This window comes from Streptomyces sp. NPDC050485 (assembly GCF_044458185.1).
GTDB lineage: Bacteria > Actinomycetota > Actinomycetes > Streptomycetales > Streptomycetaceae > Streptomyces.
In genome coordinates this window covers 164,401-182,918 of the sequence record NZ_JBITHR010000017.1, presented here as the reverse complement: position 1 = coordinate 182,918, position 18,518 = coordinate 164,401, and the positions used below count along the sequence as shown (strand labels likewise).

At 71.8% G+C, this 18,518-nt stretch carries 15 protein-coding genes and 1 pseudogene; 5 read left to right on the top strand and 11 right to left on the bottom strand.

Annotated elements, in window-relative coordinates:
- Positions 1-163: 163 nt before the first annotated feature.
- A complete protein-coding gene (locus tag ACIBK6_RS29985; RefSeq protein ID WP_399054553.1) occupies positions 164-3,379 on the bottom strand; it encodes a tetratricopeptide repeat protein in 3,216 nt (1,071 codons plus the stop codon).
- Positions 3,380-3,491: 112 nt separating this feature from the next.
- On the opposite strand from ACIBK6_RS29985, the pseudogene ACIBK6_RS29980 reads away from it, so the two are divergent.
- Positions 3,492-3,650, top strand: a pseudogene (locus ACIBK6_RS29980) (DUF255 domain-containing protein); the annotation flags it as partial.
- Between the two features lie 33 nt (positions 3,651-3,683).
- On the opposite strand, the gene ACIBK6_RS29975 reads toward ACIBK6_RS29980, so the two are convergent.
- The 3 genes from ACIBK6_RS29975 to ACIBK6_RS29965 form a co-directional block, all read right to left on the bottom strand.
- Positions 3,684-4,091, bottom strand: coding sequence for a PIN domain-containing protein (locus tag ACIBK6_RS29975; protein WP_399054552.1), 408 nt, complete (start codon positions 4,089-4,091; stop codon positions 3,684-3,686).
- Positions 4,088-4,360, bottom strand: coding sequence for a hypothetical protein (locus ACIBK6_RS29970; protein ID WP_399054551.1), 273 nt, complete (start codon positions 4,358-4,360; stop codon positions 4,088-4,090). Before ACIBK6_RS29970 ends, ACIBK6_RS29975 begins: the two co-directional genes overlap by 4 nt.
- A 151-nt stretch (positions 4,361-4,511) precedes the next feature.
- Positions 4,512-4,781 carry a hypothetical protein gene (locus ACIBK6_RS29965; RefSeq protein WP_399054557.1) on the bottom strand — a complete coding sequence of 90 codons (270 nt, stop codon included), beginning with the start codon at positions 4,779-4,781 and terminating at the stop codon, positions 4,512-4,514.
- Between the two features lie 65 nt (positions 4,782-4,846).
- On the opposite strand from ACIBK6_RS29965, the gene ACIBK6_RS29960 reads away from it, so the two are divergent.
- Positions 4,847-6,859, top strand: a complete 2,013-nt coding sequence (locus ACIBK6_RS29960) for a thioredoxin domain-containing protein (protein WP_399054549.1) — start codon at positions 4,847-4,849, stop codon at positions 6,857-6,859.
- A gap of 44 nt (positions 6,860-6,903) precedes the next feature.
- Here the strand turns inward: ACIBK6_RS29960 and ACIBK6_RS29955 are convergent, their stop codons facing one another.
- Both ACIBK6_RS29955 and ACIBK6_RS29950 read right to left on the bottom strand, forming a co-directional pair.
- A complete protein-coding gene (locus ACIBK6_RS29955; protein ID WP_399054548.1) occupies positions 6,904-7,578 on the bottom strand; it encodes a TetR/AcrR family transcriptional regulator in 675 nt (224 codons plus the stop codon).
- A gap of 75 nt (positions 7,579-7,653) precedes the next feature.
- Entirely contained in the window at positions 7,654-8,334 is a 681-nt protein-coding gene (locus tag ACIBK6_RS29950) for a hemolysin III family protein (protein WP_399054547.1), read from the bottom strand.
- A 297-nt stretch (positions 8,335-8,631) separates the two neighbouring features.
- Between ACIBK6_RS29950 and ACIBK6_RS29945 the strand changes: the two genes are divergently transcribed.
- The gene (locus ACIBK6_RS29945; RefSeq protein ID WP_399054546.1) at positions 8,632-10,470 is read left to right on the top strand and encodes a phosphoenolpyruvate carboxykinase (GTP); all 1,839 of its coding nucleotides are present in this window, start codon (positions 8,632-8,634) and stop codon (positions 10,468-10,470) included.
- Positions 10,471-10,740: 270 nt separating this feature from the next.
- Here ACIBK6_RS29945 and ACIBK6_RS29940 read toward each other — a convergent pair whose 3' ends face one another.
- From ACIBK6_RS29940 to ACIBK6_RS29930, 3 genes are all read right to left on the bottom strand, one after another.
- Positions 10,741-11,121: a hypothetical protein gene (locus ACIBK6_RS29940; RefSeq protein WP_399054545.1), complete on the bottom strand. Its 381-nt coding sequence runs from the start codon at positions 11,119-11,121 to the stop codon at positions 10,741-10,743.
- Positions 11,122-11,235: 114 nt separating this feature from the next.
- On the bottom strand, positions 11,236-12,447 hold the full coding sequence (locus tag ACIBK6_RS29935) for a pyridoxal phosphate-dependent aminotransferase (protein WP_399054544.1): 1,212 nt from the start codon (positions 12,445-12,447) through the stop codon (positions 11,236-11,238).
- 270 nt (positions 12,448-12,717) lie between these two features.
- Positions 12,718-13,251: a hypothetical protein gene (locus tag ACIBK6_RS29930; RefSeq protein ID WP_399054543.1), complete on the bottom strand. Its 534-nt coding sequence runs from the start codon at positions 13,249-13,251 to the stop codon at positions 12,718-12,720.
- 108 nt (positions 13,252-13,359) lie between these two features.
- Between ACIBK6_RS29930 and ACIBK6_RS29925 the strand changes: the two genes are divergently transcribed.
- Together ACIBK6_RS29925 and ACIBK6_RS29920 are read left to right on the top strand one after the other, a co-directional pair.
- Positions 13,360-14,811, top strand: coding sequence for a cellulase family glycosylhydrolase (locus ACIBK6_RS29925; RefSeq protein ID WP_399054542.1), 1,452 nt, complete (start codon positions 13,360-13,362; stop codon positions 14,809-14,811).
- Between the two features lie 118 nt (positions 14,812-14,929).
- Positions 14,930-15,277, top strand: coding sequence for an alkyl sulfatase dimerization domain-containing protein (locus ACIBK6_RS29920; protein WP_399054541.1), 348 nt, complete (start codon positions 14,930-14,932; stop codon positions 15,275-15,277).
- On the opposite strand, the gene ACIBK6_RS29915 is transcribed toward ACIBK6_RS29920, so the two are convergent.
- Positions 15,207-16,808: an amidohydrolase family protein gene (locus tag ACIBK6_RS29915; RefSeq protein WP_399054540.1), complete on the bottom strand. Its 1,602-nt coding sequence runs from the start codon at positions 16,806-16,808 to the stop codon at positions 15,207-15,209. The genes ACIBK6_RS29920 and ACIBK6_RS29915 overlap by 71 nt on opposite strands.
- 334 nt (positions 16,809-17,142) lie before the next feature.
- Positions 17,143-18,435 carry an amino acid deaminase gene (locus tag ACIBK6_RS29910; protein WP_399054539.1) on the bottom strand — a complete coding sequence of 431 codons (1,293 nt, stop codon included), beginning with the start codon at positions 18,433-18,435 and terminating at the stop codon, positions 17,143-17,145.
- Positions 18,436-18,518 lie beyond the last annotated feature (83 nt).

The following is an 18,518-nucleotide window of genomic DNA, read 5'->3' as shown; positions in this document are numbered from 1 at the left end:
GCCCCCCCCCCCCCGCCCCCCCGCGCGGCGCCCCCCGGGCGCCCGCCCGCCCCCCCCCCCCGCCGGGGCGGGGGGGGGGGGGGGGGGGGGGGGGGGCGCCCCCCCCCCCCCCCCCCCCCCCCCGGCTCGTCAATCTCCCCAAGGACTCCGTCCAGGGGGACCCTCAGGGGCTGCTCTCCTGGCCCACCGGCACCCCCATGACCTCCCGGGCGTGCCGGTCCGGGACCATGCCCAGCTGCCAGGCCTGCCAGCCGGCCTCCAGCGAGATGCCGCGCTCCAGCATCAGCGCGAAGGTCTCCGCGCAGTCCTCCAGCTTGCTGTCGCGGAACTCGTGGCGGGCCCGCAGCAGATCGGCCAGCTCCTCCTGCGCGACCGCCGTGCCGACGTCCACCCCGCCCGCGCCCGCGTACGGCAGCAGCGTGCAGCGCAGGAAACGCGACCAGTCGCCGCCCCTGCGGTCGTCGTACGAGGCGAACAGCGCCGTCGCCTCGTCGCACAGCGCGAGCGCGGGGCCCGGACGGTTGTTGCCCGCGTCGATCAGCGCCAGCTCCAGGCACGTCCAGGCCTCGCCGTGCGCCACCCCGATGCGGTGGAAGTCGGCGCGGGCGTCCACCAGGAGCTGGCGGGCGAACCCGGAGTTGCGCAGATTGCCGGTCTGGGCGGCGCGCTGGTCGCGGGTGACCCGGCCCGAGTGGTGGCGCGCACAGGCCAGGCCGTACACATCGCGCATCCGCGAGAACATCGTGCGGGCCCGCTCCAGCTCGCGCACCGCCTGGTCCCGGTCGCCGCGCTCCTCAAGGGACTGGCCCAGGTAGTACAGCGTCCACGCCTCACCGCGCGCGTCCTCCTGCTCGCGGTGGCGCGACAGCGCCTGGCGGAGCTGGTCGACCGCCGGGGCCGGGTCCCCGTCGACCAGCCGGGCGCGGGCGAGCTGGGTCATCGCCCACGCCTCGCCCCGGCCGTCGCGGGTGCGCCCGTACATGTCGAGCGCGGTGCGCAACTCGCCCTCGGCGCGCGGCACATCGCCCATCCGCAGACACAGCTGGCCCAGCTGGAAGTGCGTCCAGGCTTCGCCGTGCAGCGACTCGTTCTCGCGGTGCAGTTCGAGCGCGGTGGCCAGGAGCGTCAGCGCGCCCGACAGGTTCGCCCGGTCGCGCTCCACCGCCGCGAGCGCGTGCAGCGACCAGGCGCGGTCACCGGACAGCTCCTCGTCCGCCTGGAGGTCGATCGCCTCGCGCAGCTTGGCCGCCGCCTCGGCCAGATTGCCCTGGTGGTGCAGTGTGATGCCGAGCGAGCACAGCGCGAGCGCGGCGCCCGCCACGTGCTGCGCCTCGCGGTACAGGTTGACCACCGAGGACAGCGTCGTACGCGCCGTGTCGAGCTCGCCCAGCTGACGCGCCGCGATGCCGGTACGCCACTGCACCGAGCGGACAAGCAGGCCCTGGTCGACGGCCTGCGTCAGCTCGCTGATCTCGCCGAGCCGGTACAGGTCGCCGCGCAGCAGGCAGTAGTCGCACAGCGCGCCCAGCAGACTCAGCACGGCCTCCTGGTCGACGCCCTCCGCCTGCCGCAGCGCCGCCGTGATGAAGCTCGACTCGTCGTCCAGCCAGCGCAGCGCCGCATCGAGCGAGGCGAAACCGTGCCCGCCGAAGTGGCCGGCCCGCGTCGACATCTTGCCGTCGACCATCCGGCCGACCGCGTCCGCGAGCTCCGCGTAGTTGCGGATCAGCCGCTCCTGCGCGGCCACCCGCTCGGCCGGCTCCTCCTCGTCCGCGAGGCGGGCCTGTGCGAAGGACCGTACGACGTCGTGCAGCCGGTAGCGGCTGCCGCGCACATGGTCGATGAGCCCGGCGGCGGCCAGCGCGGCGAGCTGGCGCTGGGCCTCCTGCTCGTCCGCCGCGAGCAGCGCGGCGGCCGCCGCCGCGCCCAGCGAGGCCCGGCCCGCAAGTGCCAGCCTGCGCAGCAGCCGCCGGGCGGGCTCGGACTGGTCGGTGTAGCGCAGCCACAGGGCCCGCTCGGTGGGCGCCACCGGACCGTACGCCCCGAGGTCCGCGGCCAGCGCCCGCGCCGAACGCGGCCCCAGCGAGGACCCCGCGATCCGCAGCGCCAGCGGCAGCCCGCCGCACAACTGCCGTACCAGCTCGGTCGATTCGGCGTCGTAGGGCCCCGAATCCTTCTCCGCGGCGGCCTCCCGCAGCAGCTCCTCGGCGCCCGCTGAATCCAGCGGCTCGACCGCCAGCTGGTGCACCCACGCCGGGAAGTCGGCGGGCAGGTCGAGCGGCTTGGCGGAGGTGACGAGCACCAGGCCCTCCGACCGCTCCGGCACCAGCGTGCGCACCTGCTCGGGATCGTCCGCGTCGTCCAGTACGACGGTGATCGCGAGGCCGGTCAGATGCTGGTGGTAGAGCTCGGCGAGGCGGCGCACCTGCTGTTCGGGCGACGACCTCTCCCTGAAGAGCAGTTGCTCGCGCGGTGCGCCGAGGCGGTTCAGCAGGTGCAGCAGCGCGTCCCGGGTCGCCAGCGGGCCCTCGCCCGACAGGCCGCCGCCGCGCATGTCGACCAGGCACGCGCCGCGGAACTGGTCGCGCAGTCCGTGCGCCGCCCGCAGTGCGAGGGTGCTGCGGCCCGAGCCCGGCGCGCCGTGCAGCACCACGACGGTGGGGCGGGTCTCCGTCGAGGCGCGGGCCGCCTGTACCCACTGGCCGATCCGCGCCAGCTCCGCCCGCCGCCCCGCGAACGGGCCCTGAGGGTCGGGCAGATGGCCGAACGACTGCTCAAGCACCGACCGGCGGCGGGCCGCCGCGCTCTTGTCCGTGCCGCGCAGCTGCGTCGGCACCTTCTTCTTCTGCGGCGGCTTCACGGTCACCGCCCGCTGCTGGTCCAGGAACGGCCGCAGCCCCCGCACCTCCAGGGCGGTCAGCCACTGCAGCCGCAGCTGCTCCAGGCCGCCCGGCTGGCCGAGCGCCCCGGCCCGCCGGTGCGCGGCCGGCAGGTGCGAGGCCGTCACCCTGGCGACCGTCGCCGCGGCCCCGGCGACCGCGACCGCCGCTCCCGCCCCGATCGCGCCGCCCGCCCGGACCCCGAGCGCGATATCGGCGGCCACCGCCACCACTGCGCCAACTCCGCTGGCCAGCAGCCCAGTTGACCCGCCATCATGTTTGAAGCGCGCCCCGAACGAAAGCTGCCCGGCCACCGCTTCGTCCAGCGCGTGGGTGTAGGCCGCGTACTCCTCCCCGGCGCTCTGGGCCAGCGCGTCGAGCGCCGCCCGGCCCCGGGCCAGCAGCGCACTCCCGTCGGACCGCCCGCCGGAGCGCCGTACCTCTTCCTCCACGGCGCGAACCAACAGCCGCTCGGCCTCGGCCCGATGCCTGTCCCGCATGTGCGTCCCCCTCCGAGAGCCGGTCACCCCTTGCGCCTCCAAGTGTCCTGCGTGACGCGCGTCGGCGCGAGGGAGTCTGCGGATCATCTCCCGTGTGGGGGAGGACGCTTCCGTGCCGAACCGCCTCGCCCATGAGACGTCCCCGTACCTCCTCCAGCATCCCCACGACCCCGTCGACTGGTGGCCCTGGTCGCCCGAGGCCTTCGAGGAGGCCCGGGAGCGTGGGGTTCCGGTGCTGCTCGGCGTCGGGTGCGGCAGCTGCTACTGGTGCCAGTGAACTCACAGACGCAGTAGTCCTGCGCCTTCACGTCTCCCTGATGGTGACGCGGTTGCCGCACAGCTTCCACCAGTGGTCGCGGTCGGAGGTCAGGACGATGACGGGCGCAGGGGCACGGAGGGCCAGCGCGGCGACGAGGGCGTCGATGGCGTATGTGTGTCCGGGTAGCCCACCGGCGTCCCGAAGCAGCGCTACTGCGGTCAGTGAGTCTTCCTGGCTGACCGGTTCCACTCGAAGCCGGGAGAGAACCCGGTTCAGCCGCGCGAAATCGGTCTTCCCCTGTGTCGCTTCGACGATGGTCAGGACGGACACGAGGACGGGAACGCCGGCCTGCCGGGATGCCTCGATGCGAGCTGCCATCTTGCGGTCGTTGCGTAGGAGCAGGGAGAGCGCTTCGGAGTCGAGCACCAGGGATCGGGCGGGGTGCTCCTTCACGCAGCGTCCCGTCCGGCGTCCTGAGAGTCCCCTTCCGCGAACAGCTCGCGGCGAGCGGTTTCGATCTCCTGCTCCGTGAGTGCGCCGTGTTCCTCTTCGTGTGAGGCGACGATCTCGGCGAGCCCGTCCATGGCGAGCTGGTGTCGGACCGCCTCGGTGATGTAGCTGGACACCCCGCGGCGTCCGGCCCGAGAGCGGAGCTCACTGATCAGCTCGGCGGGCATGGAGACAGAAATGTTCTCGGTGGTCCCGGCTCGGGTCGGCTTCATGCGCACAGTGTAAGACAGTGTTTATTACAGCGTGGGGGCTTCGGTGCCTTGCGCCTCCCCGTGTCAAGGAGGAGCTTTCTACTGAGGCGACCGGCCGGCCCGGGCCGGCCGAGCGCCGCGCCTCAGCCTCCGTACTCGCGCAGCAGCTCGATCATGTTGCGGAGCATCGGTATCGCCGCGTCGCCAGCCTTACCGTGTCCAGCAGTCTCTGCCGCAGAACGTCCAGCAGGGTGCCGCCGTCCAGTGCCCAGGCGGTGCGGCCATCGAAGGGTCCCCGCCCCGAGGCCGCGGCGGCTGCCGTGGAGGGGGACTTGAACCGCCGGCCGTCGCTCAGCTCGATCCTGCCGTCCGCGGTCACCCGGGCGAGATGCGCTTCCCCCGATCGCTTACGCCGGAAGGTGAGCTGTGTCTCCGCGGCCAGCAGCCGGTTCGGCCTGGCTGTGCCGCAGACAGGTCCCGTCGCCCTCGTAAGCGAGGATGGGCCCCATGCCGAACCGCCTCGCCCATGAGACGTCCCCGTACCTCCTCCAGCACGCCGACAACCCCGTCGACTGGTGGCCCTGGTCGCCTGAGGCCTTCGAGGAGGCCCGGGAGCGCGGGGTTCCGGTGCTGCTCAGCGTCGGGTACAGCAGCTGCCACTGGTGCCACGTCATGGCGCACGAGTCCTTCGAGGACGAGACCACCGCCGCCTATCTCAACGAGCACTTCGTGAGCGTCAAGGTGGACCGGGAGGAACGCCCGGACATCGACGCCGTCTACATGGAGGCCGTGCAGGCCGCCACCGGCCAGGGCGGCTGGCCCATGACGGTGTTCCTCACCGCCGACGCCGAGCCCTTCTACTTCGGCACCTACTTCCCGCCCGCGCCCCGGCACGGAATGCCGTCCTTCCGGCAGATCCTGGAAGGCGTGCGGACCGCCTGGACCGGTCGGCGGGACGAGGTCGGCGAGGTCGCCGGCAAGATCGTACGAGACCTGTCCTCCCGTGAACTCGCCCACTCGGGCACGGGGGTGCCCGGTGAGTCCGAACTCTCCCAGGCCCTGCTCGGACTCATCCGCGACTACGACGAGAAGCACGGCGGGTTCGGGGGCGCGCCCAAGTTCCCGCCGTCGATGTCCGTCGAATTCCTGCTGCGCCACTACGCCCGCACCGGCGCGGAGGGCGCCCTCCAGATGGCCGCCGACACCTGCGAGGCGATGGCCCGCGGCGGCATCTACGACCAGCTCGGCGGCGGCTTCGCCCGCTACTCCGTCGACCGGGGCTGGGTGGTGCCCCACTTCGAGAAGATGCTCTACGACAACGCCCTGCTGTGCCGGGTGTACGCGCACCTGTGGCGGGTCACCGGGTCGGAGCTGGCGCGGCGGGTCGCTCTGGAGACCGCCGACTTCATGGTGCGCGAGCTGCGGACCAACGAGGGCGGGTACGCCTCCGCGCTGGATGCCGACAGCGACGACGGGACCGGGCGGCATGTGGAGGGGGCGTTCTACGTGTGGACGCCCGCGCAGCTCGCCGAGGTGCTGGGGGAGCGGGACGGGCAGGCGGCCGCGCGGCACTTCGGGGTGACCGAGGAAGGCACCTTCGAGGAAGGTGCCTCTGTTCTTCAACTGCCTTCTGGCGGCGGCCCGTTGGACACGTCCGTACGGGAGCGGCTTCTCGCCGCGCGCGAGCTGCGGGAGCGTCCCGGGCGGGACGACAAGGTGGTCGCGGCCTGGAACGGCCTGGCGGTCGCGGCGCTCGCCGAGACCGGCGCGCTGTTCGACCGGCCGGACCTGGTCGAGCGCGCGACCGAGGCCGCGGATCTGCTCGTCCGGGTCCACATGGACTCCCACGCGCGGCTCGCCCGCACCTCCAAGGACGGCCAACCCGGCGCGAACTCCGGGGTGTTGGAGGACTACGCCGATGTCGCCGAGGGCTTCCTCGCGCTCGCCGGGGTGACGGGGGAGGGGGTCTGGCTGGAGTTCGCCGGGTTCCTGCTCGACATCGTGCTGGACCAGTTCGTCGGCGAGGAAGGCGCGCTGTACGACACGGCGCACGACGCGGAGAAGCTCATCCGGCGGCCGCAGGACCCGACGGACAACGCGACGCCCTCGGGGTGGACGGCCGCCGCACAGGCCCTGCTCTCGTACGCGGCGCACACCGGCTCCGAGGCGCATCGCAGTGCGGGGGAAGGGGCGTTGGGGGTGGTCAACGCGCTCGGGCCGCGGGCGCCGCGGTTCATCGGGTGGGGGCTCGCCGCGGCCGAGGCGCTGCTCGACGGGCCGCGCGAGGTGGCGGTGGTGGGCGCGCCCACCGATCCGCGGACCGGGGCGCTGCACCGGACGGCGCTGCTGGCGTCCGCGCCGGGGGCGGTGGTCGCCGTGGGTTCGCCGGAGGGCGGGGAGTTTCCGCTGCTCGCGGGGCGGGGGTTGGTGGACGGCGGGCCGGCTGCGTACGTGTGCCGGCACTTCACGTGCGATGCGCCGGTGACGACGCCGGAGTCCCTGGCGGAGGCGCTGAGTTAGTTCGTGGGGTGGGTTGCGGGCCGGGTGGTCCTGGGGCTCTGCCCCTAGAAGGGCAGGCCCGCTTCCAGGGCGTTCAGGGTCTGGTTGAGCAGGGTGGGCAGGTCGTCGGTGTGGGCGTGTTCCGCCCAGTACACCGTCGTCTCCTGGAGCGCGCCCAGGGTGGCCATCGCGAACACCCGGAGCTCCAGGTCCGCCGCTTCGCGGCCGGTGCGTTCCGCGAGGACTTCGCAGAGCTGCCGGCTGGTGGTGGCCATCGACTCCATCATCCGGGCCCGCAGCGCGGGGACCTCCGCCATCAGCCGGGTGCGCTGGACGGTCTCCTCGCGGTCGTGCAGCAGCGCGAGCCGGACCGCCTCTGTGATGACCTGACGGAGCGATTCGAGCGGGGGCTCCGTGGTGGGCCGGGCACGCAGCTTCTCCATCATGACCGGGTCGAACTCGTCGATCAGGACGATGTCTTCCTTGGTGGGGAAGTAGCGGAAGACCGTGGACTGGGAGACCTCCGCCGTCTCCGCGATCTGCTCGACCGTGGTGGCCTCGTACCCCTGCTCGGCGATCAGCCGGTAGGTGGCCCGGCGGATCGCGATGCGGGTCTTGATCTTCTTGCGTTCCCGCAGGCTCAGCTTCGGCTGGAGGCTCTCCGCCAGCGAGCCGAGGGAGCCGAGCGGGCCGGAGGAGCCCGAGGAGACCGGGGGGCTGGTGCGAGAGGTGGCGGCCATGGTCGTCATTGTCGGGTATCGCCGCCGCGCGGGGCGCCGCCGCCGGGCGGCGGACCCGCGGATCCGGTCCCGGAATCAGCCGTGCTGGTACGCCACCAGCGAGATGCCCACGTAGTGCACGACGAACGCGGCGAGGGTCAGAGAGTGGAACACCTCGTGGAAGCCGAAGAAGCGGGGTGACGGGTTCGGGCGCTTGATTCCGTAGATGACGCCGCCGGCGCTGTAGAGCAGCCCGCCCACGATGACCAGGACGAGCACCGCGATGCCGCCGGCCCGCATGAAGTCGGGCAGGAAGAACACGGCCGCCCAGCCCATCGCCAGATAGCAGGGGGTATAGAGCCAGCGCGGGGCGCCGATCCAGAACACCCGGAAGGCGATGCCGGCCGCGGCCGCCGCCCAGACCGCCCACAGCAGGACGCGGCCGGTGGAGCCGGGCAGCAGGAGCAGGGTGAGCGGGGTGTAGGTGCCCGCGATGATCAGGAAGATGTTGGCGTGGTCGAGGCGGCGCAGGATCGCCTCGCCGCGCGGGCCCCAATTGCCGCGGTGGTACAGGCCGCTGACCCCGAAGAGCAGACAGGCGGTCAGAACGTAGATCCCGCAGGCGATCCGGGCCTTGGTGGAACCCGCGAGCGCGGTCAGGGCCAGGCCGGAGATCAGTACGGCCGGGAACATCCCGGCGTGCAGCCAGCCCCGCAGTTTTGGCTTCACCTGTTGTGTCACCGGGTCGATCGCGGGTGCCGTCACCTGATCAGTCATGGTCCGAATGCTACCTACGGGCCCGTAGGTTACGCATAGGTACGACCTGTTACGGAACGTCCGCCGGCCGTCCGGTAAGTGAACGGCAAATGGCAGTTAAGAAGGCGGTAAGTGGTGATGCTCACGTGAGAGGCCCCCTGGACATATGGGCGAACGGCGCGGAAGATCAGATGAGTGCGGTCGGCACCGGATGAGCGCCAAGAGGAAACAGGGGTCAAGCATCCGGGTCGCAGCCCCCACGGGGCGGCAATGAAGAAGTACGTCAAACCCGTCCAAGACCCTCACCAAGGAGCGATCGTGGCGCGCGATATCGCGGCTCCCCTCTCAGCCCTCACCAAGCACCAGGAACTGATCTCGTGGGTGAACGAGATCGCGGAACTGACCCAGCCGGACAGCGTGGTCTGGTGCGACGGATCCGAGGCCGAGTACGAGCGCCTGTGCGGGGAGCTCGTCGCCAAGGGAACCTTCAAGAAGCTCGACGAGGCCAAGCGCCCCAACTCGTACTACGCCGCCTCGGACCCGTCCGACGTCGCGCGGGTCGAGGACCGCACCTTCATCTGCTCCGAGAAGGAGGCGGACGCGGGCCCGACCAACCACTGGAAGGCCCCCGCCGAGATGAAAGAGATCTTCGCGGGCGAGAAGGGCGTCTTCCGCGGGTCGATGCGCGGCCGCACCATGTACGTCGTCCCCTTCTGCATGGGCCCCGTCGGCTCGCCGCTCTCCGCGATCGGCGTCGAGATCACCGACTCCGCCTACGTCGCCGTGTCGATGCGCACCATGACCCGCATGGGACAGCGCGTCCTCGACGAGCTCGGCACCGACGGCTTCTTCGTCAAGGCCGTCCACACCCTGGGCGCGCCGCTCGCCGAGGGCGAGGCGGACGTGCCGTGGCCGTGCAACACCACCAAGTACATCTCGCACTTCCCCGAGTCGCGCGAGATCTGGTCGTACGGTTCCGGCTACGGCGGCAACGCCCTGCTCGGCAAGAAGTGCTACGCGCTGCGCATCGCGTCCGTCATGGCGCGCGACGAGGGCTGGCTCGCCGAGCACATGCTCATCCTCAAGCTGACCCCGCCCCCCTCCGCCTCCGGCAAGGCCGAGCCCAAGTACGTCACCGCGGCCTTCCCGAGCGCCTGCGGCAAGACCAACCTCGCCATGCTGGAGCCGACGATCCCCGGCTGGACCGTCGAGACCATCGGTGACGACATCGCCTGGATGCGCTTCGGCGAGGACGGCCAGCTGTACGCCATCAACCCCGAGGCCGGCTTCTTCGGCGTCGCGCCCGGCACCGGTGAGCACACCAACGCCAACGCCATGAAGACGATGTGGGGCAACTCGGTCTTCACCAACGTCGCGCTGACCGACGACGGCGACGTGTGGTGGGAGGGCATGACGGAGACCGCGCCCGCGCACCTCACGGACTGGAAGGGCAACGACTGGACGCCCGCGTCCGACACCCCGGCCGCCCACCCCAACGCCCGCTTCACCGTGCCGGCCGGGCAGTGCCCGATCATCGCGCCGGAGTGGGAGGACCCCAAGGGCGTGCCGATCTCGGCGATCCTGTTCGGCGGGCGTCGGGCGAGTGCCGTGCCGCTCGTCACCGAGTCCTTCGACTGGAACCACGGTGTCTTCCTCGGTGCGAACGTCGCCTCCGAGAAGACCGCCGCGGCCGAGGGCAAGGTCGGCGAACTGCGCCGCGACCCGTTCGCGATGCTGCCGTTCTGCGGCTACAACATGGGCGACTACATGGCCCACTGGGTCAAGGTCGGCGCCACCGCGGACGCCGCCAAGCTGCCGAAGATCTACTACGTGAACTGGTTCCGCAAGAACGACGCGGGCAAGTTCGTGTGGCCCGGCTTCGGCGAGAACAGCCGCGTCCTGAAGTGGATCGTGGAGCGCCTCGAAGGCAAGGCCGAGGGCGTCGAGACCCCCATCGGCATCCTGCCGACGAAGGAGTCCCTCGACACCGACGGGCTCGACCTGCCCGAGGCCGACCTCGACTTCCTGCTCAAGGTCGACAACGAGGTCTGGCGCGAGGAGGCGGCGCTGGTGCCCGAGCACCTCAACACCTTCGGCGACCACACGCCGAAGGAGCTGTGGGACGAGTACCGCGCCCTGGTCTCCCGCCTGGGCTGAGCCGCCCCGAAACCCCCTCCGGTCACGGCCGCCTGTCCTGGCCCGGCCGGAGGTGTTCGCGGCGGGTCGGTTCGACATCCGCCCTGACCTGTGGGGTCACTCGTGACCCGCCGCGTATGAGCCTGCCCCCGGAGTTCCCTCACGGCTCCGGGGGCAGGCATTTTTCGCGTACGTCACCTCAACAGGCGCGTACGGCACGTCAGTTGGGGATGTATGGCACCCGGTCCGCGGACCTCCGCGGCTCGCGGACCGGGGCCGGTCGGGGGCCGCTCAGGAAGCGGTGGTGAGGCGGGCCGCGGCGTGGGCGTCCATGCGCTCGGCCGCCAGGATCGCGGCGGCGGTGTCGGCGCGTGAGGCGGCGACGACGAGGGCGCGGCCCGCGAGGGCGTGGGCACGGGTGTGCAGCGCGTCGGCGTCGGCACGGCTGAGCCCGGCGTGGCGGACCGGCGGCAGACCGCCGCGCAGCCGGGCGACCTGCCGTGCGATGGCGTCCCCGGCTTCGGTGAGTCCGAGCTCGTCGGTGACGGCGAGCAGTGCCGAGAGGTGCCCGGCGAGCTGGATGTCCAGCTCGTCCTCGCGGGAGCGGTGCGGGATGGGGGCGCTGTCGGCGGCCACCGTGTGGACCGACTTGGTGCGGATCGGTTCGTACATGGGATGGCCTCCTGGGTATCTCAGGAAGCCATCCTAGCTTAGATTCTGTCTAAAGTTGAGTCGGGGCTAGAAGGTGCTTGGAAGGTCGCTCAAGGCCCGGTCACGTCTGCCGGGCTACGGCTGGCTGTAGCCGTCGAGGAAGTTCCCGATCCGGGTCACCGCGTCCGCCAGATCCTTCGCGGACGGCAGGGTCACGATCCGGAAGTGGTCGGGCTCGGGCCAGTTGAAGCCGGTCCCGTGGACCACCATGATCTTCTCGGCCCGGAGCAGGTCGAGCACCATCTGCCGGTCGTCCTTGACCTTGTAGACGTTCGGGTCGAGCCGCGGGAAGAGGTACAGCGCGCCCTTCGGCTTCACGCAGGTGACGCCCGGGATCTGGGTGAGCAGCTCGTACGCCGTGTCCCGCTGCTCCAGGAGCCGCCCGCCCGGCAGCACCAGCTGCTCGATCGACTGCCGCCCGCCGAGCGCGGTGGCCACCGCGTGCTGGGACGGCATGTTCGCGCACAGCCGCATGTTGGCGAGGATGGTCAGACCCTCGATGTACGAGGACGCGTGGGCCGTCGGCCCGCACACCGCCAGCCAGCCGGAGCGGTAGCCGGCCACTCGGTAGTTCTTGGAGAGGCCGTTGAAGGTGAGGACCATCAGGTCGGGCGCGATCACCGCGGTCGGGGTGTGGGTGGCCCCGTCGAACAGGATGCGGTCGTAGATCTCGTCCGAGCAGACGACCAGGTTGTGCCGCCGGGCGATCTCGGTGAGGCCGCGCAGCATCTCGTCGTCGTACACCGCACCCGTCGGATTGTTCGGGTTGATGATGACGATGGCCTTGGTGCGGTCGGTGACCTTGCGCTCGATGTCGGCGAGGTCCGGCATCCAGTCGGCCTGCTCGTCGCAGCGGTAGTGCACGGCGGTGCCGCCCGCGAGCGAGACGGACGCGGTCCACAGCGGGTAGTCCGGCGCCGGGACCAGCACCTCGTCGCCGTCGTCGAGCAGGGCCTGCATCGACATCTGGATCAGCTCGGAGACGCCGTTGCCGAGGTAGACGTCCTCGACGTCGAGCTCGATGCCCTTGGTCTGGTAGTGCTGCATCACCGCGCGGCGCGCGGACAGCAGGCCCTTCGCGTCGCCGTACCCGTGCGCGCCCGACAGGTTGCGGAGGATGTCCTCCAGGATCTCCGGCGGGCACTCGAAACCGAACGCCGCCGGGTTGCCCGTGTTCAGCTTGAGGATGCGATGGCCCTGCGCCTCAAGACGCATGGCTTCCTCAAGCACCGGGCCCCGGATCTCGTAACAGACATTGGCGAGCTTGGTCGACTGGATCACCTGCATGACCGCCACCTTACGGGCGCGTTTCGCGGGTCGCCTCGCCTTTACGCCGGGCGGGCCTGCGGGGGTCTTCGCGGCGGCTTCCATCGCAATGTGCGGGTTGCCTTCAGGGCGGGGGAAGGGTGGGTGGTGGGGGTGATGGGGCTTGGATGTTGGGTGCGGGTGTCTGGGGGTGAGATTTTCCCCACCCCGCCCCTTCCCGCTGCGACACTATGCGGCTCCGCCACGTGGGGGCTCCGCCCCAGACCCCGCTCCTCAAACTCCCCCAAGGCCTTAAGGGCCAGGGAGGGACCCCCATGAGGGGCTGGAATTTGTACTGCCCAGCGCAGCCAAGCCCGCCGGCCACCCCAGCACCACCCCCCACACCGCCCCGAACACCACACCCACCACCCCGTAGCCGATCCACCCCACCGGGTCGGCCTCGACCATGCGGGCCGTGACCAGGCCGCGCCACGCCCCTGCCGCCGCCGCGCCCGCGATCAGGGCGGTCCAGCCCGCCAGGAGTCGGCGCAGGCGGCCCGCGTCCGGGCGCAGGCGCAGGTGGCGGCGCATTCGTACGGCGGCCACGGTCACCAGGACCGCCACCGCGAAGTCCTCGCAGAGCAGCGGCGTCCACCCCGTACTGCCCAGCGGCACCGCGCGCAGGGCGGGCAGTGCGAACGGCACCCCCAGTGCGCTCGGCACCAGGGTCGTCCCCTCGTGCGCGGTGAACGCGGTCAGTACCGGGGTGAGCCCGAGGAGCAGCGCGAGCAGCAGGCAGACCCCGGCGACGGCGGCCACCGCCGCCTCGATTCTGGGCAGACGCATGGCCGGACCCTAGGGCACCTGGCAGCGCTTGAGAAGATACTGAACAATTCTCAACTATGACTGTGAGCAAGGGTGTTGAATGGGGGAGGGAGCCCTTAGGGTCCGGCCATGCGGCGACGACGGGCGGTCGGGCGGGCGGTGAGGTGGACGGTGGCGGGTGCGATCGCGGCGGTGGCCGCCACGCTCCTGGCGGCGGTCGGCCCCCCGCACGCCGATCCCGTACGCACGGCCGCCGGCCACCGCTGGATCACCGACGACCGGGGCCGCGCTCTCGTCCTCAACGGACTGAACACCGCGAGCAGCGCCAAGTCCCGCCCAGACGGCCTCCCTTGGATCAAGGAGGCCGACGTACAGCGCGAATCGGATGAGCTCGGCTCCGATTTCGTACGGCTGCTCATCCAGTGGCGGAACGTGGAGCCGAGGCCGGGGGAGTACGACGACGGCTACCTCGGGCAGATCGCCGAGCGCGTGCGCTGGTACGGGTCGCGCGGCTACCACGTGATGCTCGACATGCACCAGGACGTCTACGGCCCCGCCGTCAAGGGCAACGGCGCGCCCGCGTGGGCGACCGAGGCGGAGGGGCTGCCGGTCGCGGAGCAGGGGCAGTGGGAGCTCACGTACATCGAGCCGGGGACCGTGCGGGCCTTCGACAACTTCTGGGGCAACCGCGCGGCGAGCCGTGATCTGCGCGGGCACTACGCCGCCGCCTGGGCCCATGTCGCCCGCCGCTTCTCCGGCGACCCCGCCGTCCTCGGCTACGACCTGATGAACGAGCCCTTCGGCGGCAGCGTCCAGGGCCCCGCCTTCGAAGCGGGCCCGCTCGCCGCCCTCTACCGCCGGACCATCGCCGCGATCCGCGGGGCCGACGCCGACTCCTGGATCTTCGTGGAGCCCGAGGCCGTCAGCGCCAACTGGGGCCTGCCGAGCGCCCTCCCGTACCTCAAGGACCCGCGCGGCGCCGGGGACAACGCGCGGATCGCCTACGCGCCCCACCTCTACCCCCTCCCCATGGACCTCGGCGGCGGCTACACGGGGGACGCCGGGACGTGGGTGGACCGCACGCTCGGCTCCTGGCGCGCGCAGACCGAGAAGACTGCCCGCCGGCTCGGCGCCCCCGTCCTCATCGGCGAGTACGGTCTCGACATCACGCTGCCCGGCGCCCTGCGCTACGTCGCCAAGGTGCGGGCCATGGCCGAGGACATGGGGGCGGGCACCGCCTACTGGTCCAACGACCCGGGATCCTGGGCCCCTTGGGACCAGCACCTCAAGCCGACCCCGCTGCTCCCCGTCCTCGAACGGCCGGCCCCGAGGGCGATCGCGGGAGACCCGGTCTCGTACGCCTGGGACGAGCCGACCCGCACCCTGTCCGTGAGCTGGCGGCCGAAGGAGGGCGTACGCGGCGACACCGAGGTGTACCTGCCCGCCCGCTACTTCCCGGGAGGGGGCGTGGTGGAGGGCGGAAGGGCGGGGGAGTGGGACCCCAAGTCCCGTACGCTGCACGTCACTTCGGACGCCGAAGCACCGGGGGGTGCGACGGTGAGGATCCGCCCGGCAACGTGACCGGGCACGCCACGGGGACGTATTGAGCCATGTCCGCAGTCGTGGTGTTGTGTCGGGCGGCGGGCTGTTCCTAGCGTGCTGGGCGTCCGTCCCGCACGTTCCCGAGGAGGCAGCCGTGATGACCGACCGGGCCCGTGGACGGCTGCGCTGGCGGGAGCTGCTGGCCGCCGCGCAGCGCGAGTACGACGCGCCGACTCCCCGCTACGACAGGGTGATCGAGCTCCTCGACCAGGTGGTCGGAGCCGCCGTCGGCCCGGCCGCCGCGCCTGCCGAGGCGCTGCGCAGCGCGAAGGCCCTCCAGGCCCTGGCCCTCACCCAGCTCGCCTACTCGGCCGACTACGGCCCCCTGCGCACGGTCTACCTGACGGCGGCCCGCGCACTCTCCACCGCGGCCCTCAGCGCGCCCCGGCCGTACGCCGCACCGAACGGCCCGCCAGTACGCCGGTCCGCCTGCCGTCCTCGATGACGAACTTGCCGTTGATCAGGACGTACGGAACGCCGGTCGGCAGCGTGCGCGGCGCCTCGAAGGTGGCGCCCGCGGCGACCGTGTCCGGGTCGAAGAGGACGAGGTCGGCGCGGTAGCCCTCGCGGACGAGCCCGCGGTCGGGCAGCCGCAGCCGGGCGGCCGCCCGCCCGGTGAGATGAGCCACCATCTCTTCCAGCGAAAGGATCTCCAACTCCCGTACGTATCGCCCGAGATAGTGCGGGAACGTGCCATAGGCGCGCGGATGCGGCTTGTCCCCCTGGAGGATCCCGTCGCTGCCGCCGGTGTGCACCGGATGCCGCATGATCGCCCGCACGTTCTCCTCGTGCCCGACGTGCTGGAGGATGGCCGAGCCGAGGCCGTCATCGATGAGCAGCCGGCGCGCGGTGGCCCAGGGGGTCTCGCCGCGCCGGGCGGCGGACTCGGCGACGGTCCTGCCGACACGGCCCGCGAGCCCGGGTTCGCTGACGCCGGAGATCTCGACGGTGTCCCAGTCGATGGGCACACCATGGCACCCGTCCGCACCGACGGCCTCCATGTGGTGCCGGATGCGCTCGGCGGTGTCGTCGTCCTTGAGCCGGGCAAGGATGGCCTCGGGCCCGCCCGCACTGGCCCAACTGGGCAGCATGGCGACGAGAGTCGTACATCCCGGGGTGTACGGATAGGTATCGAGCGTGATGTCCGCCCCGGCGGCCAGCGCCTTGTCGAGCAGGGCGAGCAGCTCGGGCGCCCGGCCCTTGTTCACGCCGAAGTTCATGGTGGCGTGGGCGAGGTGCAGCGCGCAGCCGGCGTCGTGGGCGAGCGTGACCATCTCCTCGTACGCGTCGAGGGCGCCGGCACCGTAGGAGCGATGGTGAGGGCAGTAATAGCCGTCGTAGCGCGCGACGACCCGGCACAGCTCGGAGAGCTCGGCGTCGGGGGCGTACATGCCAGGGGTGTACGTGAGCCCCGAGGACATCCCGACCGCGCCCTGCTCCATTCCCTCCGCCACCAACTGCCGCATCCGGTCGAGCTCTTGGGGCGTGGCGGGCCGGTCGTCCCAGCCGACGGCGTACATCCGCACGGTGCCCTGTGGGATGAGGTAGGCGGCGTTGACGGCGATGCCCCGGTCGAGCCGGTCGAGGTATTCGCCGACGGTGCGCCAGTCGAAGTCGATGTCGCTGCCGTCGCCGTTCCAGCCGGTGATGGCCTTGCGGACCTCGGCGAGCGTGCGGTCGTCGACGGGCGCGTAGGAGAGCCCGTCCTGCCCGAGGACCTCCAGGGTCACCCCCTGGGCGGCCTTGGCGCTGTGGTCCGGGTCGCGGAGCAGGGCGAGGTCGGAGTGGGCGTGCATGTCGATGAACCCGGGTGCGAGGGCGAGGCCGTGGGCGTCGAGGGTGCGGGTGGCGGTGAGCGGGGGTTCGTGGGGGCGCCGGATGGCGACGATCCGGCCGTCTTCGATGCCGATGTCGGCGGGGTAGGAGGGGGTGGCGGTGCCGTCGATGACGCGGGTGCGCTTGATCAGTAGGTCCATGGGGTGGCTGCCTCTCCGTGGTACGGGTCTTTTTGGCCCCTCCCCGCCCCTTCCCTCAACCCTCCGGGGGCGGGGGAGGGGAGGGGGCGGTTCCTCCGGGGGCTGCGCCCCCGGCCCCCGCTCCTTAAACTCCCCCAAGGCCTTAAGGGCCAGGGAGGGACCCCCATGAGGGGCTTGATTTGCCCCAGTGCTCTCAGACGGGGATCTGGGTCGAGGGGCGGAGCCCCTCGTGGGGGTCCAGGGGGCGAAGCCCCCAGGGGGTCTGGGGCGAAGCCCCGGGGCTCGGCCTTCTCAACCCCGCGTCACGGTCGGGAGGGTGGGCGAACCCCCCGGCTCAGAAGAACGTGCGGATGTAATCCGACACCGTTCCATCCCGCTCGACCAACGGAATCAGCTGCCACTTGTCAAACACCGTGCACGGATGCGAAAGCCCCAGCCCCACCCAGTCGCCGACGGCGAGCGAAACCCCCTCCTCCGTACGAAGCCACCCGTGCTGGTCGGAAAGCTTCGTCACCGTGACCCCGGTCGCCGCGCGGACAGCGCCCGTGACCCCGTCGCGTACGACCTGCGCCTCGGGCAGATCCAGGTCGTACGCCGCGTCCCGCTTGCCCGCGTTCACGAAGGCCTGCGAGGGGGAGGGCCGGGAGACGACCTGGGCCCAGAGCCGGAAGGCGGGCTGCAGCGCGCCCTCGTCGGGGACCCGGTTGAAGGGGGTCAGCTTCCGGTAGTGCCCGGAGTCGTGCGAGACGTACGCGCCCGAGCGGAGCAACTTCAGTACGGGCAGGGAGAGTTCGGGGACGGCCGCGAAGGACTCCGCCACCGTGTCGAACCACGCCGAGCCGCCCGCGCTCAGCACGACCTCCGCGAGCCCCGCGAACCGCCCCGCCCGGTCGAAGTCCACCACCAGCGAGACCAGCCGGTCGAGGTAGGCCCGTACCCGCTCGGTGTCGGCCTGCGGCACCTCCCCCTCGTACCCCGCGACCCCGACAAGCCGCAGGGTGGCGACGCCCGCCACCGCGTCCGCGACCGCCGCGCACTCCTCGGCCGTACGCACCCCGGTGCGCGCCCCCTCGCCCGCGGCGAGCTCCACCACCACGTCCACCGGCCGGGCCGCACCCCGCAGCGCCGCGTCCATCAGCTCGACACCGCGTACGGAGTCGACGTAGCAGATGAAGCGGAACTCGGGGTCGCTCTCCAGCTCCCCGGCGATCCAGCGCAGCGCGGCCGGGTCGACCAGCTCGTTCGCGAGGAACACGCGCTGCGTCCCGAACTCCCTTGCCACCCGCACCTGATGGGGCACCGCGAGGGTGATCCCCCAGGCGCCCCGCTCGACCTGACGGGCGAAGAGCTGCGGTGCCATCGTCGTCTTGCCGTGCGGCGCGAAGGCCAGGCCGTGCCGCTCGGCGTACGTCTCCAGGAGGGCCAGGTTGTGCTCGACCGACTCGGCGGACAGCGCGAGGACGGGCGTGGTGAAGCCGCCGGTGAACAGGTTGCGGCGCTCGGCGGCGAGCTCGGCGACGGTGAGTCCCGCCGCGTCCGGCGGGAGCGCCTTGAAGCGGTGGTCGACGCGTTCGGCGCCCAGCTCCTTGAGCTTCTGGACCCGCTGTTCGCGATCGGTGGCTGCCACGGAAACCTCACCCTCCTCGGGGATGTCGTTGCACTATGCGCAACGACCATTGCGCGTGTCGCTTAATGCTGTCTAACATCCGG